The 15768-nt window shown below is 69.8% G+C and carries 14 protein-coding genes, 1 tRNA gene and 1 pseudogene; 3 read left to right on the top strand and 13 right to left on the bottom strand.

Features of this window, described 5'->3' with window-relative positions:
- Positions 1–391: 391 nt before the first annotated feature.
- Positions 392–862 carry a hypothetical protein gene (locus V6V47_RS31965; RefSeq protein WP_334632288.1) on the bottom strand — a complete coding sequence of 157 codons (471 nt, stop codon included), beginning with the start codon at positions 860–862 and terminating at the stop codon, positions 392–394.
- A gap of 290 nt (positions 863–1152) precedes the next feature.
- On the opposite strand from V6V47_RS31965, the gene V6V47_RS31960 reads away from it, so the two are divergent.
- Together V6V47_RS31960 and V6V47_RS31955 are read left to right on the top strand one after the other, a co-directional pair.
- The gene (locus V6V47_RS31960; protein ID WP_334632287.1) at positions 1153–1923 is read left to right on the top strand and encodes a hypothetical protein; all 771 of its coding nucleotides are present in this window, start codon (positions 1153–1155) and stop codon (positions 1921–1923) included.
- A 308-nt stretch (positions 1924–2231) separates the two neighbouring features.
- Positions 2232–2888 carry a DUF4145 domain-containing protein gene (locus V6V47_RS31955; RefSeq protein ID WP_334632286.1) on the top strand — a complete coding sequence of 219 codons (657 nt, stop codon included), beginning with the start codon at positions 2232–2234 and terminating at the stop codon, positions 2886–2888.
- 739 nt (positions 2889–3627) lie between these two features.
- On the opposite strand, the gene V6V47_RS31950 is transcribed toward V6V47_RS31955, so the two are convergent.
- The 9 genes from V6V47_RS31950 to ald form a co-directional block, all read right to left on the bottom strand.
- Positions 3628–3701: transfer RNA gene (locus tag V6V47_RS31950), tRNA-Pro, on the bottom strand.
- Between the two features lie 195 nt (positions 3702–3896).
- Entirely contained in the window at positions 3897–5300 is a 1404-nt protein-coding gene (der, locus tag V6V47_RS31945; protein ID WP_334632285.1) for a ribosome biogenesis GTPase Der, read from the bottom strand.
- Entirely contained in the window at positions 5297–5977 is a 681-nt protein-coding gene (gene cmk / locus V6V47_RS31940) for a (d)CMP kinase (RefSeq protein ID WP_334632284.1), read from the bottom strand. The genes der and cmk overlap by 4 nt, the downstream gene beginning before the upstream one ends.
- Before the next feature lie 193 nt (positions 5978–6170).
- Positions 6171–6941, bottom strand: a complete 771-nt coding sequence (locus V6V47_RS31935; protein WP_334632283.1) for a pseudouridine synthase — start codon at positions 6939–6941, stop codon at positions 6171–6173.
- Positions 6928–7950, bottom strand: coding sequence for an SMC-Scp complex subunit ScpB (scpB, locus tag V6V47_RS31930; protein ID WP_334632282.1), 1023 nt, complete (start codon positions 7948–7950; stop codon positions 6928–6930). The genes V6V47_RS31935 and scpB overlap by 14 nt, the downstream gene beginning before the upstream one ends.
- Entirely contained in the window at positions 7943–8944 is a 1002-nt protein-coding gene (locus V6V47_RS31925) for a segregation and condensation protein A (protein ID WP_334632281.1), read from the bottom strand. Before V6V47_RS31925 ends, scpB begins: the two co-directional genes overlap by 8 nt.
- 41 nt (positions 8945–8985) lie before the next feature.
- Positions 8986–9909 (bottom strand): ParA family protein, encoded by a 924-nt coding sequence (locus V6V47_RS31920; protein ID WP_334632280.1) that lies wholly within the window; start codon positions 9907–9909, stop codon positions 8986–8988.
- A gap of 178 nt (positions 9910–10087) precedes the next feature.
- Positions 10088–11080: a site-specific tyrosine recombinase XerD gene (locus tag V6V47_RS31915; protein WP_334632289.1), complete on the bottom strand. Its 993-nt coding sequence runs from the start codon at positions 11078–11080 to the stop codon at positions 10088–10090.
- A gap of 11 nt (positions 11081–11091) precedes the next feature.
- Complete coding sequence (ald, locus tag V6V47_RS31910) at positions 11092–12207, bottom strand: alanine dehydrogenase (RefSeq protein WP_334632279.1); 1116 nt, start codon at positions 12205–12207, stop codon at positions 11092–11094.
- Between the two features lie 292 nt (positions 12208–12499).
- Here ald and V6V47_RS31905 point away from each other — a divergent pair, with 292 nt between their 5' ends.
- A complete protein-coding gene (locus V6V47_RS31905; protein WP_334632278.1) occupies positions 12500–12757 on the top strand; it encodes a TM2 domain-containing protein in 258 nt (85 codons plus the stop codon).
- A gap of 82 nt (positions 12758–12839) precedes the next feature.
- On the opposite strand, the gene V6V47_RS31900 is transcribed toward V6V47_RS31905, so the two are convergent.
- The 3 genes and pseudogenes from V6V47_RS31900 to V6V47_RS31890 form a co-directional block, all read right to left on the bottom strand.
- Positions 12840–13445 carry an NUDIX hydrolase gene (locus V6V47_RS31900; protein ID WP_334632277.1) on the bottom strand — a complete coding sequence of 202 codons (606 nt, stop codon included), beginning with the start codon at positions 13443–13445 and terminating at the stop codon, positions 12840–12842.
- A 37-nt stretch (positions 13446–13482) separates the two neighbouring features.
- Positions 13483–15234 (bottom strand): CTP synthase, encoded by a 1752-nt coding sequence (locus tag V6V47_RS31895; protein WP_334632276.1) that lies wholly within the window; start codon positions 15232–15234, stop codon positions 13483–13485.
- Positions 15235–15398: 164 nt separating this feature from the next.
- A pseudogene (locus V6V47_RS31890) lies at positions 15399–15768 on the bottom strand (hypothetical protein); the annotation flags it as partial.

Raw genomic sequence — 15768 nt, 5'->3', positions numbered from 1 at the left:
CAGCAAATAAGACTAACGACTAAAGATCAACCAACCGAGGTGGTCCAGTTTCAGCCGGACCACGGTGGTCAGGGTTGGGGCGGCGTTGACACCTGCGTCGGGACGGCCGGACTCGAGCCGACGACCCCTTGACCCCCAGAGATCGGCAACGCGGTCTCGTTCGATCCGCTGCGCTGGCCGAGGATGTAGAGAGACCTTGTGCGGTCCCGTCAGGTGCCGTCGGTTGCTGTACTTCATTGCTGTACTGGCGCACTCCTTGCTGGGGTGCCTACTCGAAGAGCCCGACGACACTCACGACGGTCCCGACAACAAAGCGCCATCTACACCAGTGTGCCCTGCCATCCGTACTACCCAGGGGCGTCCGATGCCCCACGGCGCGGGCCGCCCTGACTCACCCACCCGAGAGCTGGCTTGGAACCCCAAGCTCCGCAAGGAGTTCGGCCGTGGTGATGACGTCGACTCCACGACCGGCCGCGCGGTTCCGCAGCTTCTTGTCGTTGGTGACGAGCGGACAGCCCTCAAAGACTGCCGTTGCTGCGAGCAGGGCGTCTCGCGTGTGATCGATGTTGCCGGACTGCACCGCATCGAAGACGTCTGCGTCATCCACCAGCCGACACCAGGTGACACGCGAATAGCCAACGGCGGTGGCACCGGTTGCGACAAGCCGCCCGAGGGCCACCATGACGAGCAGAAGATGCTGGCGGCGGTCCACGTCCTTGGTTTCGGCAAGTTCGTCGAGATTCACGTGAGTAAAGATCAGTTCGTAAACGCCCTCAGCGATAGCCTTCTGCGCAGCCTCGTAAGCACCCGGAATATCGGCGAACGGGTCAACGGCATTGGAGTCCAGAAGCAAGCGGCGCATGCAAGGAGACTATCGATGCTTAGCACTGCTTGACCATGGCGGCCCCATCCGCCACCAACCGTGCCTTAGCCATCCCGTCGGCCTTCGTCCGCACACCTGTGGAGTGGGTGGGGCCTGCCCGGTCAAGGTGGAGCACCCACCGTCTGACCGACCTTGACCGGGCAGGCCCCACCCACTCGGCTCTGCCCGGACGGAGGCTGTCGGGATGGCGCCAACCATCCCGGAGCGCCCGAGCGCCCCGCCGGAGGCAGCCGGCTGTCAGGGCCCTTCGGGGTCTATTGTGTCTAGTCATGACGGCCGCTACCGATGGCACTTCCGAGGAAGACCCTGGCACGGCGCGGGACGATCTGGCGGATCCGCTAGCCCCGTGGGCGCGCGCACTGGCTTTGGTATTGGGAGTCGGGGCAACCGGGTTCGGCTGCTATGCAGTGATGGTCTCCGACAATCAAGCTGGCACGGCATTCGTGCTGCTGGCCGGGGCCGTCCTTCTACTACTCGGCCTGCAAGGTACGCCACTACGCAGGCTGGGGAGTGGTGACCACAGTCTGGAGCTAGCAGCACTACGCCGCCGCCAGAGAGCCATTCAGGTTGTTGCCGACGCGACTAGGGAGCAGCCACCTGAGGTTGCAGTGGCCGTCGCAGAAGCGGTTGAGGCCATCGAGCCGTTATTAAACCTGCATTCTCGTGCAATGAGATACGAGCTAAAGGTCCACGAGGCGATCGAAAGGTTGGGTGTTAAGGTACCGTACATCAATCTCTTCTCGGGCCCGGATACAGGATTTGACTTAATCGCGCAGCTACCCTCGGGCACAGTCCGCGTCGAGATCAAATATCGGAGCAGGGGAACTGTCGGCCACCGCGAGGTCGTGGACATCAGCCAGCGTGTGGCACATTTGCCTCAAAGCGGACTCCTGGTGGTGACGAACGTACTTCTCTCAGACTCGGTGATAAAGTACAACAACGAGGCGGGCACTGACCCTCGCCGCGTTGAGATAGTCACCTGGAACACCCCCGATGACGACGACGACCTGGCTGCGGCACTTGCTCGGAGCGCTCGTTAGGATCTCCAGCATTCCCAACGGCCGCAGATCGGCGCACATCCTGCTTACACCAATGAACCAAAGCCCCGGATCTGCCACACCCTGGCGGCCCGGGGCTTCTTCGTATGTCGCGCCGCCGGCGGGGCTGCAACCGTTCGGGGTGCGCCCGTGCGCTTGCGCTAAGGGCGCGGGGTCCCCGATCGGCGACCGGTGTCGGTCGGCCCCTGGTCGGCGGCGCGAGCGGCCTGCGAAGCGGGCCGCCTTGATCTCGTACAGAAAGTTCTCACACCGGTCTTTCGGCTATCGATCACCGCTGGCATGCTTCGCACATGGCTTCGTCCGCCGACACTCAGACGCCACCGAACCCCGAGCGTGTCATGGTCTGCCCCCACTGTGGGCTGCCCTCAATCCAGGTCGTTAGAGGATCTGCCACGGTCCTTCGTGACGACCCGAACGATGCCGACTCTCCTGATTACGAATACACACTCTTGCAGTGCAGGGATTGCCGGGAGCCCTCCCTTCAGGTCGAGGAAGCCCTCTACCCGTTTGCGAGCCCGGAATCTGAGGTCGCCAAGTTCGTCTACCCTGCCAGCCACCAACTAAGCGACCACATCCCGGCCTCACTACGTCGGGAGTTCGACGAGGCGAGGTCCTGCTTCGAAACCAAGGCGTACACAGCGACGGTTGTCATGGTTAGGCGGACCCTAGAAGGCATCTGTCGCGATAATGGTATTGAAGATCGAAACCTGGCGTCGGCCCTTGTCAAAATGGAGCAAGACGGTCTAATTGACAGGACCATCGCTCACTGGGCTAAGCACCTTCGCTTACTGGGAAACCAGGGCGCTCATTTCACCGGGAGGCCAATCAGCCGCGAGGATGCGAACGATGCCTTGACTTTCACAGAAGCGCTGCTGGACCAGATCTATGTCTTGATGAGGCGCTTCGACGAGTTTAAACAACGGCGCGAAACGAAGGGCTCCCCGTAAACTGCTCAACTCAGGCTGACTGGCAGCCCTGCGCCGGCGATTACCCTGCGCGAGCCGCTGGCAACCACTGCGTAGAGCGCCGCGTTGGACATCAGTCAATGTGCGGCGTTGAACGCTTTTCAACGCCCTGGTTCCGAACCCCACTGGTTCCAGTCCGCCGACTTGGGTCGCAGCTCCGAAATCTGGGATTCGGTCAGCTCGGCCATCCGGCGAAGCGCCTCCGAGTGCTCCGCAACTCGGGCTTGTTGCCGAACAATTGCATCATGAATCGCGTCCTGCTCACGAATTTCCGCTTCGCGGCGCTTGCGCCTAGCTCGGGCAGCAGCGTGCACCGCGATAGCGCGAGCCCCGGACGTGCTTGCCGCATAAGGCGGTGCGACTTTCGCCGCTTGCTCTCGCAGTTCCGTCGCTCGTTTTCTCTGAGATTCTCTTACTGCCTCGGCCCGCTGCGCACGGAGTTGTGAGACTGACGGGAGCGGCTCCCTCTCCGAGTCGCACCAGGCATTTAGTCGCTGGCGTAGCCATTGAGCAACTCGTTCCGAGGGATCCGATGCCTGGGGCGCCTCCCCTAGGAAGCTCGATCACGATGGAGATCTACAGCCAGGTCTCGTCCAAGACGACCCGCGAGGCCCTGCGGAGGCTCGGCGAAAGCCTCGACCAATGAGCCGTTGCTGTACTTCGCTGCTGTACAAGATCAGAAATGGCCACCCGGAAGATCCCGAATGGCCTCTGACCTGCGTCGGGACGGCCGGATTCGAACCGACGACCCCTTGACCCCCAGTCAAGTGCGCTACCAAGCTGCGCCACGTCCCGTTGCTCCCACGCGTTACCCCGCGGCAGCCGGTACAGCTTAGCGCAGCAGCCCCGCTCCCCCGCACAGGCCCCACCCGCGTCGCGGCAGCACCGAACCACCGCACAACCCCTACAGCGTCCTAGGAGGGTGGGTGGGAGGAGGGCAAAGAAATGCCGGATGGGCGCGGGCCCATCCGGCATGACTTTGAGCGCAGATCAGCCGTGCGCCTTGCCTCGACCACCCGGGCCGAGCTTCTTACGGGGGCGTACCGAAATCTCGATCGGGCTGCCCTCGTACCCGAACTCCTCGCGGAGCTTGCGCTCGACGAAGCGCTGGTAGCCGGCGTCCAGCGGCCCGGTCGTGAAGAGCACGAACCGCGGCGGCGCCACACCGGCCTGGGTGGCGAAGAGGATCCGTGGCGCCCGCCCACCGCGCACCGGGTGCGGGGTGGCCTGCACCAGCGCGGTCAGCCACTGGTTGAGCTGCGCGGTCGGCACGCGGGTCTCCCAGCTGGCGAGGGCCTTGTTCAGCGCCGGGGCCAGCTTGTCCACGGCGCGGCCGGTCATCGCCGACAGGTTCAACCGCAGCGCCCAGGGGATGCGGCGCAGTTCCCGGTCGATCTCCTTGTCGAGGTAGTACCGGCGGTCGGCGTCGACCAGGTCCCACTTGTTGAACGCGATGACCAGCGCCCGGCCGGCCTCGACCGCCATCGTCAGGATCCGCTGGTCCTGCTCACTGATCGGCTCGCCGGCGTCGAACAGCACCACGGCCACCTCGGCGGCCTCGATCGCCGCGGCGGTCCGCAGGCTGGCGTAGTACTCGGTGCCGCTGGCCTTGCCGACCCGCTTGCGCAGGCCGGCCGTGTCCACCAGCTGCCAGGTCTGACCGCCGATCTCGACCAGGCTGTCGACCGGGTCGACGGTGGTGCCGGCGACCGAGTCGACGACCGCCCGCTCCTCGCCGGAGAACCGGTTGAGCAGGCTGGACTTCCCCACGTTCGGCCGGCCGACGAGCGCCACCCGGCGCGGCCCGCGCGGCCGGTTCTCCACGATCGCCGGCGCCTCCGGCAGCGCGTCGAGGATGGCGTCCAGCAGGTCGCCGGACCCACGGCCGTGCAGCGCGGAGATCGGGAACGGCTCACCGAGGCCGAGCGACCACAGCGACGTGGCCTCCATCTCGATGGAGGTGTTGTCGGCCTTGTTCGCGACCAGGATCACCGGCTTGGCGCTGCGGCGCAGCATCTTCACCGCGGCCTCGTCCACGTCGGTGGAGCCCACCATCGCGTCGACCACGAAGAGCACCACGTCGGCGGTGACGACTGCCGTCTCGGCCTGCGCCGCGATGGCTGCCGCCCGGTCCTTCGCGTCCGGCTCCCAACCGCCGGTGTCCACCACGGTGAACGCCCGGCCGTTCCACTGCGCGTCGTACGGCACCCGGTCCCGGGTCACCCCGGGGACGTCCTCGACGACCGCCTGCCGGCGGCCGATGATCCGGTTGACCAGCGTGGACTTACCGACGTTGGGGCGGCCGACCACGGCCACCACCGGCTGCGGGCCGGTGGGCTCCTCAACGGCGAGGTCCGGCTCCCGCAGCTCAACCCAACCCGCACCCTCGCTCATGCCACTCCCCGCTCGGTGAGCAGGTCCCGCAGCCGGGCGACGACCTCGTCGATGCCCAGCTCGGTGGTGTCCAGCACCACGGCGTCCGGCGCCTGGGCCAGCGGGTTGACCTTGCGGGTGGAGTCGAGCCGGTCCCGTCGGGCCAGGTCCGCGGCGGTGGCCGCCACGTCCGCGGCGTCCTCGGCGCTACGCCGGGCCGCGCGGGCCGCCTCGGAGGCGGTCAGGAAGACCTTCAGGTCGGCGTCCGGTGCCACGACCGAGCCGATGTCGCGACCCTCGACCACCATCCGACCGGCGTTGGCGATCATCTCGCGCTGCCGGGTGACGAGCAGCTCACGGACAGCCGGCATGGCGGCGACGGCGGAGACCGCGCCGGTCACCTCGGTGCCACGGATCTCGGCGTCCACGCCGACCCCGTCGACGGTCACGGCGTACCCCTGCGGGTGGGTGCCGATGCGCAGGTTGACCTCGCCGGCGACCTTGGCCACCGACGCGGCCTCCGTGAGGTCGACCCCGGAGCGCAGGACTGCCCAGGTGATCGCCCGGTACATCGCGCCGGTATCCAGGTAACGGGCACCGATGCTGGCGGCGAGGCGCCGCGACACGGTGGACTTACCCGAACCGGACGGCCCATCCACAGCGACCACACATCGCCCGGCCCGTACGTTTTCCTCCACCGTGTCCTCCTCAGCCCGTACCTCACGATCGCCCGGTGAGTGGCGCCGCAAGCGGTTGTCCATCGTCATCAATCATGCCCGGGGCCCAGAGCGGACCCGCGCGCGACGCCGCCCGAGGCGACCCACGCCACCCGAGCGGCCACGTCTCCGGCCGTCCCGGAGCCTACCGACAGCCGTACCCCGAACCCGGGGGTCAGTCACCCACCGCGTTGAACAGGGCGGCGACCTCGGCGTTGGTCAACCGCCGGATCCGTCCGGTGCGCAGTTCACCCAGCCGGATGGGCCCGATCGAGGTCCGCACCAGTCGGGTGACCGGGTGGCCGACCTCCTCCATTAGCCGTCGGACGATGTGCTTGCGGCCCTCGTGCAGGCTCAGCTCCACCTGGGCGGATTTGCCCAGAGTGTCCACCACCTTGAACGAGTCGATCTTGACGGGCCCGTCCTCCAGCTCGACGCCGGCCATCAGCCGCTTGCTCAGGTTGCGCGGGATCGGCCCGACCACCTCGGCGAGGTACGTCTTCAGCACCTCGTACGACGGGTGCATGAGCTTGTGCGCGAGGGTGCCGTCGTTGGTGAGCAGCAGCAGGCCCTCGCTGTCCGCATCGAGCCGCCCGACGTGGTAGACCCGCTGCTCCACCCGATTGCCGATGAACTCGGCCAGCTCGTTACGGCCCTTGTCGTCCGCCATGCTGGTAACCACGCCGCGAGGCTTGTTCATCGCCACGTAGACCAGGCGAGTGTCGACCTGGAGGCGCTCCCCGTCCACGTGGATCACCGAGGTGGCCGGATCGACCTTGTCGCCGAGTTTGGCGACCCGGCCGTCCACGGTCACCCGGCGGCGGAAGATCAGATCCTCACAGGCACGCCGGGAACCCACGCCAGCGGCGGCGAGCACCTTCTGCAGACGCTCGGCCCCCTCATAGACGGGGGCGTCGGGCTTCGGGGAACGGTTATCGGGTCGCATCAGCAAGCTCTTCTACGTCGTCGGGCAGGAAAGGGGCGAGCGGCGGCAGCTCGTGAACGGTGTTCAGCCCGAGTTTCTCGAGGAACAGCGTGGTGGTCCGGTAGAGGAACGCCCCGCTGTCCGCTTCGGTGCCGCACTCCTCGACCAGGCCGCGGGTGACCAGCGTACGGATGACCCCGTCGCAGTTGACACCCCGGATGGCCGAGATCCGCGATCGGGTCACCGGCTGCTTGTAGGCGACCACGGCGAGCGTCTCCAACGCCGCCTGGGTCAGCCGCACGGACTGCCCGTCCAACACGAACCGTTCAACGTACGTAGCGTATTCCGGCCGGGTGTACAGACGCCAACCGCCGGCCGCCCGGCGCAGCTCGAACCCGTGCCCGGCGGCGGTGTAGCCAGCGGCGATCTCGTCGAGCATCGGCCCGACCCGCTCGGCCCGCTGCTCCAGCACCTGGGCCAGGACCAGCTCACTGACCGGCTCGTCGACCACCAGCAGGATCGCCTCGAGCGCCCCGCGCAACTCGGCGTCGGGCAGCTCGGGCGCGGGCTCCGGCACGGCCGTCACCCGCCGCCGACCCGCCGGCTTCTCCTCGGGTACGCGCGCAGCGCTCGCGTCTGCGGCAGTGTCGCCCGCGCCGTCCGCACCTACCCCTGCCCCACGTGCCCAGCCGATCTCGGCGGCCCCGTGCGGCTCCGCAGACGCACTGACCTCAGCCAGTTCGTCGGGCTCATCGGCCCCGACGGGCTCGCCGGCCCCGATCGGCTCGCCGGGCTCATCCAGCTCGGACGTGGCCGTGGGCGACTCCTGCCCCTGGCGGGGTAGTTCCTCTCGAAGGTCGCCCAGAGCGACGGGCGGGAGCGTGGTGGGCACGACATCGTCCGACGACCCGTCGGCGCCGCTGTCCTCGTCGGCTTCGGCGGGCGGGCGGGGGCGTTCCCACGGGGGGATCCAGGCGGCGGCCTGATCGGCCAGGGAGTCCCCGGAGTCCCGGCGTTCCTCGTCACTCATCCCGCGCATCCTCCGTCGTTCCCGTCCCGCCCGATTCCTCGGCCTCCCCCACCGACGCGCTGCCCGCAACCGAATCAGCCAGCGCAGGGTCAGCCACCGCGGGCTCGGCAACCGCAGGGCCCGCCAGCTCGGGGTCGGCCGGGGTGCCGGCGTACTCGTCGACGTGCAGGTCGGTGTCGCCGTCGGCGGGGCCGGTCCAGCGGACGGTCAGCTCCTCCAGGGCCTGCTCCTGCACGAAGGCCACCAGACCTTCCCGGTACAGCTCCAGGAGCGCGAGGAATCGGGCCACCACCTCGAGGGTGGCCTCGCAGTCGGCACAGAGCAGCGAGAAGGTGGCCGTGCCGGCCCGCCGCAGCCGGGCGGCGATGATCGCCGCGTGCTCACGGACGCTGACCCGGACCATGTGCACGTGGGCGATGGAGACCTCGGGCACCGGCTTCGGGGTCATCGCCTTGACGGCCAGCGTCAGCAGCCGCTGCGGGCCGATGCCGAGCACCAGGTCGGGCAGCGCGTCGGCGTACCGGGATTCCAGGCTGACCGCACGCGGGTACCGTCGGCCACCGACGGCCTCCAGCTCGGCGATGTGCGCCGCCGCCTCCTTGTACGCCTTGTACTGCAGCAGCCGGGCGAAGAGCAGGTCCCGTGCTTCGAGGAGGGCCAGGTCGGCCTCGTCCTCCACCTCGGCGGAGGGCAGCAGTCGGGCCGCCTTCAGGTCGAGCAGGGTCGCGGCGATCAGCAGGAACTCGCTGGCCTCGTCCAGGTCCCATTGGTCGCCCATGGCCCGGATGTAGGCGATGAACTCGTCGGTGACCTTGTGCAGCGCCACCTCGGTGACGTCGAGTTTGTGCTTGCCGATCAGTTGCAGCAGCAGGTCGAACGGCCCGGTGAAGTTGGCCAGCCGCACGGTGAACCCGCCGGTCGCCGGGTCGGTGGGCGGCACACTGTCGACCTCCACCACCGGGTCGGCTGGCGGGTCGATGGGTGGCGCGGTCACCGCACGACCGTAGTCCACGAGGCGGACACCGAGCGTTCCGGCTACCGCTCCGACTGGGCGGCGATGACCTCGCGGGCCAGCTGACGGTAGTTACGCGCCCCGGACGACGCCGGGTCGAGCGTGGTGATCGGGGCACCGGCCACGGTGGACTCGGGGAACTTCACCGTCTTGGTGATGACCGTCTGGTAGACCTTGTCGCCGAACGCCTCGACGACCCGCTGGAGCACCTGCCGACAGTGGGTGGTGCGGCTGTCGTACATGGTGGCGAGGATGCCCTCGAGCTCCAGGTCGAAGTTGAGCCGCTCCCGCACCTTGTCGATGGTGTCCAGCAGCAGCGCCACACCGCGCAGGCTGAAGAACTCACACTCGAGCGGGATGAGCACGCCGTGCGCGACGGTCAACGCGTTGATCGCCAGCAGACCCAGCGAGGGCTGGCAGTCGATCAGGATGTAGTCGTACTCCTTGCGGACCGAGCGCAGCACCCGGGACAGGGCCATCTCCCGGGCGACCTCGTTGACGAGCTGGATCTCGGCCGCGGAGAGGTCGATGTTGGCCGGCAGCAGGTGCAGACCCGCCACATCGGTCTTGATCAGGACGTCCTCGGCGGTCACGTCGTCCTGCATGAGCAGGTTGTAGACGGACAGGTCGAGGTTGTGCGGGTTGACCCCCAGCCCCACCGAGAGGGCACCCTGCGGGTCGAAGTCGACCAGCAGCACCTTGCGGCCGTACTCGGCCAGCGCCGCGCCCAGGTTGATGGTGGTGGTGGTCTTACCGACGCCGCCCTTCTGGTTGGCCATCGCGATGATGCGCGCGGGGCCATGCCGATCGGTGGGCATCGGCTCGGGGATCGGCTTGCGCATCGTGTACGCCGCCGGATCCGCTGGACCGAGGTCCGCGCCGAGCGTTGCCTGCTGCTCGCGGAGCTCCGTCGTCCAGGTCTCGGCACGGTCACCGTTGCCAGCCATGTGCTCGTTGCCCCCTCCCGACGACCACCCGGCGTCGGAGCCGTCCGACGTCCTTCGCGGCGCCGCTGCGCACCCCGGTCGAGTCGCCCCAGGAGGTCCGCGCCGATGCCGACTGTACGCCACCGACCAGCAGGGGTTCGGCACCTGTCCGGCGTGTCGGGACCGACGGTGACCGGGCTCAGCCCTGGGCGCGCGGGTGGGCGGTGGCGTAGACCTCGCGCAGCCGCTCGACGGTGACCAGGGTATAGACCTGGGTGGTGGTCACCGACGCGTGGCCCAGGAGCTCCTGCACCACCCGCACGTCGGCGCCGCCGTCGAGCAGGTGGGTGGCGTAGGAGTGGCGCAGGGTGTGCGGGGACACCGCCGCGGGCCCGTCGACCGGCAGCCCGGCCCGGCCGGCGGCGCGGCGCAGGATGGCCCAGGCGCCCTGCCGGGACAGCGGGCCGCCACGGGCGTTGAGGAAGACCGCCGGGGTGCCCCGCCCGGCGGCGGCCAGCCCGGGCCGGGCCCGGACCAGGTAGGCCCGCACCGCCTGGGCGGCGTACCCGCCGATCGGCACCAGCCGCGTCCGGCCGCCCTTGCCGCGCAGCAGCGCGGCGCCGTCGTCGGTGTCGAGGTCGTCGACGGCGGCGCCGACCGCCTCGGAGATTCGCGCGCCGGTGCCGTACAGGAACTCCAACAGCGCCCGGTCACGCAGCGCGAGTGGCGCGTCGTCACCGGTCGCCGTGACCGGGCCGGCGGTCTCCAACAGCCGGACCACGTCGTCGACCGGCAGCGCGCGGGGCAGCCGGCGCGGCGGGGTGGGCGGGCGGACGTCCCGGCTGGGGTCGGCGCCGGCCAGCCCCTCGCGCAGCGCGAAGCGGTGCAGGCCACGGACCGCGCTGGCGGCGCGGGCGGCGGAGGAGACCGCCAGCGGCGGGTGGGCGTCGTCGCCGGCGCGCAGCCGGGCCAGGTGTGATTCGACGACGCCGGCGCCGACCGACGCGAGGTCGGTGACACCGGCGTCGGCCAGGGTGGCGAGATAGCGGTCCAGATCGCGACGGTACGAGGTGAGCGTGTTCGCGGACAGGCCACGCTCGACGGTGAGGTGGTCGAGGTAGCCGCGCACGGCACGGCGCAGGGCCGGCGCGGGTTCCACGCCCGCGCCGACCCTGTCTCCGTTGCCGGTCAGTCCGCCTCCGCTCAGGCCAGGACGTCGGCCAGCGGGAGCACGCTCATGCCGTGTGCCTCGGCGACCGGGCCGTAGGTGACCTGCCCGGCGTGGGTGTTCAGGCCCAGCGCCAGCGCCGGGTCGCGGCGCAGCGCCTCGCGCCAGCCCTGGTTGGCCAGCTCGAGGGCGTACGGCAGGGTGACGTTGGTCAGCGCGTAGGTGCTGGTGTTCGGCACCGCGCCGGGCATGTTCGCCACGCAGTAGAAGATCGACTCGTGCACCTTGTAGACCGGGTCGGCGTGCGTGGTCGGGCGTGAGTCCTCGAAGCAGCCGCCCTGGTCGATGGCGATGTCGACGAGCACGCTGCCCGGCTTCATCCGGGAGACCAGCTCGTTGGAGATGAGCGTCGGGGCCTTGGCCCCGGGCACCAGCACCGCGCCGATGACCAGGTCCGCGTCGAGCACGGCCCGCTCGACCTCGTAGGCGTTGGAGGCGACGGTCTGCAGGTGGCCGCGGTAGATGGCGTCGGCCTGCCGCAGCCGGGCGACGTTCTTGTCCAGCAGCAGCACCTCGGACTGCAGGCCCAACGCGATGGCGGCGGCGTTCATGCCGGAGACACCGGCGCCGATGACCACGGTCTTGGCCGCGTACACGCCGGAGACACCGCCGGGCAGCACACCGCGCCCACCGCCGGTGCGCATCATGTAGAACGCGCCCATCTGCGGGGCGAGCCGGCCGGCCACCTCGGACATCGGGGCGAGCAGCGGCAGCGACCGGTCGGGCAGCTCCACCGTCTCGTACGCGATGCCGGTGACCTTGCGGTCGACCAGCGCGTCGGTGCACTCCTTGGACGCGGCCAGGTGCAGGTAGGTGAAGAGCACCTGCCCCTCACGCATCCGGTGGTACTCCGAGGCGATCGGCTCCTTGACCTTGAGCACCAGCTCGGCGGTCTCCCACACCTCGTCGGCGGTGGCCAGGATCGTGGCGCCCGCCGCGACGAACTCCTCGTCGGTGATGCTGGAGCCGACGCCGGCGCCGGCTTCGACGAAGACCTGGTGACCGTTGCGGGCGAACTCGTTCACGCCCGCCGGCGTGATCGCCACGCGGTACTCGTGGTTCTTGACCTCGCGTGGGATTCCGACCTTCACGATGCAGACACCTCTCTTCGGGGCCGCTCTCCCCCGACTGCTCGGTGCCACGGCGGCCCCTTTGCCACCGCGGTCCACCGGTCCCGCCGGCGGCAGTCTAGGCGCGCCCGGCCCCGCCGCGAGCCAGCAGAGTGGCATCCGGTGCCCGGGTGACCTGACGGAGTGTCAGGGCGTCGACCCGGCCGGCGGTGGGAGGCGACCTCAGCCGTCAGGACAGTGTTTGACCATTATCGTCCCATCCGCCGAGAGCCGCAGCGGACAGCCGGCAAGTGGATCACTAATGTGTCCGCCCATGACCACTCCTCAATATCAGCCCGGGTACGCGCCGGGTTACTCCGACAAGAGCAAGGTCGTCGCGGGCATCCTCGGCATCCTGCTGGGCACCTTCGGGGCCGGGCGTTTCTACACCGGACACACCAAGATCGCCGTTCTCCAGCTCGTGGTGAGCTTCGTGACCTGCGGCCTCGGCGCCTTCTGGGGCCTGATCGACGGCATCCTCATCCTGGTCAACGGCGGCACGGACGCGCAGGGCCGCCAGCTCCGCGACTGATCCACGCGAGACGAGGGGCCCCGCGGCTGACCGCGGGGCCCCTCATCGCGTACTCCCTCGCCGGCTGGACCGGCGGCGGCTCTCAGCGCGGCAGCGGCGCGTCCGCGCGACGCAACGCCGCCCACCCGGTGTCCCGGGCGCGGGCCGCGGCCAGCAGCCCGGCCACCGCCGAGGCGTTGGTGATCTCGCCGGCCAGGACCATGGTGACCGCCTCGTCCAGGTCGATTCGGACGATCTGGAGGTCGGCCTCCTCGTCGGAGCGCTCGTGGCGCTCACCGGCCGGCACGTCGGCCAGGTCCCGGGCCAGGAAGACCCGGACCAGCTCGTTGGTGAACCCGGGCGAGCTGTGCAGGTCGACCAGCACGTCGATACGCCCCGCGGTCAGGTCGGCCTCCTCGGCCAGCTCCCGCGCCGCGGCGATCGGCAGCTCCTCACCGGAGACGTCCATCAGCCCGGCCGGCAGCTCCCACAGGTGCCGCCCGACGGGGTGCCGGTACTGCCGGATCAGGACCACCTGGCCGGCGTCGTCGAGCGCCACCACGGCGACCGCCCCGACATGCCGGACGAGGTCCCGCAGGGCCGTCCCGCCGCCCGGCATGGTCACCTCCTCGGTGACCACGTCGAAGATCCGGCCGGTGTAGCGCTCCTCGCGCGAGCGCACCTCGTAGCGGTGCTCGACGGCACTCACGCCGCCGCCCCGCTGCTGGACCCGATGGCTCGCTCGCTCATGAGGCGGACGCCGCCTTCGTGCTGGCGCCGTTGCGGGCCGCCTTGCGCGCCGTCGGGGCCTCCGCCGCCGGGTCCAGGTCGACCGGCAACTGATCGGCCTGCGAGTACGCCACGGCGGCCTTGACGAACGAGGCGAACAGCGGGTGCGGGCGGGTGGGGCGGCTCTTCAGCTCCGGGTGCGCCTGGGTGGCCACGAAGAACGGGTGCAGCCCCCGGTCCAGCTCGATGAACTCGACCAGCCGGCCGTCCGGTGAGGTGCCGGAGATGTGCAGCCCGGCCTTGGTCAGCGCGTCCCGGTAGGCGTTGTTCACCTCGTAGCGGTGCCGGTGCCGCTCGCTGATGTCGGTGCTGCCGTACGCCTCGGCGACGATCGAGCCCTCGGTCAGCACCGCCGGGTACGCGCCGAGCCGCATGGTGCCGCCCAGATCGCCCTTGCCCGCGACGATGTCCTCCTGGTCGGCCATGGTGGCGATGACCGGGTGCGCGGCCTGCTCGTCGAACTCCAGCGAGTTCGCGCCGTCCAGGCCGGCCAGGTGCCGGGCCACGTCGATGGTCATGCACTGCAGGCCCAGGCAGAGGCCGAGCAGCGGAATGCCCTTCTCCCGCGCGTACCGGGCAGTGCCGATCTTGCCCTCGATGCCGCGTACCCCGAACCCGCCGGGAATGAGGATGCCGTCCACGCCGGCCAGGGCCGCCGCGGCGCCCGCCGGGGTGACGGCCTCGTCGCTGGGCACCCACCGCAACTGCACCCGGGCCCGGTGACCGAAGCCGGCCGCCCGGATCGCCTCGCTCACCGACAGGTACGCGTCGGGCAGGTCGACGTACTTGCCGACCACCGCGACCGTGACCGTGTGCCGGGGGCGGTGCACCCGCTCCAGCAGGTCGTCCCAGCTCGTCCAGTCCACGTCCCGGAAGGAGAGCCCGAGCCGGCGCACCACGTACGCGTCCAGCCCCTCGCGGTGCAGCACCTTCGGGATGTCGTAGATGCTCGGCGCGTCCGGGGCGGCGACGACCGCCTCGGCGTCCACGTCGCAGTAGAGCGACAGCTTCTCCTTGAGCTTCTCCGGGATCTCCCGGTCGCAGCGCAGCACGATGGCGTCCGGCTGGATACCGATGTTGCGCAGCTGCGCCACCGAGTGCTGGGTCGGCTTGGTCTTCAGCTCACCCGACGGCGCGAGGTAGGGCACCAGCGACACGTGCAGGTAGAAGCAGTTGTCCCGGCCCAGGTCGTGGCGGACCTGACGGATCGCCTCCAGGAACGGCAGCGACTCGATGTCGCCGACCGTGCCGCCGACCTCGGTGATCACCACGTCGGGGACGTGGCCGTCGTCGTCCGGGTCGGCCATCGCCAGGATCCGCGACTTGATCTCGTTGGTGATGTGCGGGATGACCTGGACCGTGTCACCCAGGTACTCGCCGCGCCGCTCCTTGGCGATCACGTCGGAGTAGATCTGGCCGGTGGTGACGTTCGCCTTGCCGGACAACGCCCGGTCCAGGAAACGCTCGTAGTGCCCGACGTCGAGGTCGGTCTCGGCACCGTCCTCGGTGACGAAGACCTCACCGTGCTGGAACGGGTTCATCGTCCCCGGGTCGACGTTGAGGTAGGGGTCGAGCTTCTGCATCACCACGCGCAGGCCGCGCGCGGTCAACAGATTGCCGAGGCTGGAGGCGGTGAGGCCCTTACCCAGCGAGGAGGCGACGCCCCCGGTGACGAAAATGTGCCTGGTCGTCCGTGCTGATGGGGCCAAGGCCTGCTCCCGTGTCGTCTGTCGCGGTCATGCAGACCGCCGTGCTTGATCAGCAAAAGTGATCACGCGATCCACGGGATTCCACGGTAACACCTCCCGGAGGGGTACTCGCAGGCCGCACCCCGGGTCGGCCACCGTCGGGCCATCGCCGCGACGCCCGGCGCTCAGGGCGCGGCAACCTCCGTCGATGAGCGGGCGACCTGTCGGGGCACCCGCGCAGCGCCCGCCGGGTCGCCCGGGGCCGGGTCCGGCCGTACGCCCGGGGCCGTGTTGCCCGGGGCCGGCGTCGACGAGGCCGGCGTGGACGACGCGGAGTCGCCCGGGGCCGGCGTGGACGGGTCGCTGGCGGCGGGGTTGCCGGAGGGTCCGTCGGCTGGCGCGCCCGGCACGGGCGGCTGCCCGGCGGTCGGTGGGCCGCTGATCGGGCGTGGATCGTCCGCGCCCGACGGCCCACCGCCGCCGGTCGGGCCGTCACCCCCGCCCGCCGGCCCCGCGCCGCCGGCCGCCGGGCCGCCGTCGATCGCCTCCTCGCGT

The organism is Micromonospora sp. CPCC 205539 (genome assembly GCF_036906815.1).
In the GTDB taxonomy this organism is placed as follows: domain Bacteria; phylum Actinomycetota; class Actinomycetes; order Mycobacteriales; family Micromonosporaceae; genus Micromonospora.
The sequence above is the reverse complement of the archived record's forward strand: the minus strand, read 5'-3'. Positions and strand labels throughout refer to the sequence as shown.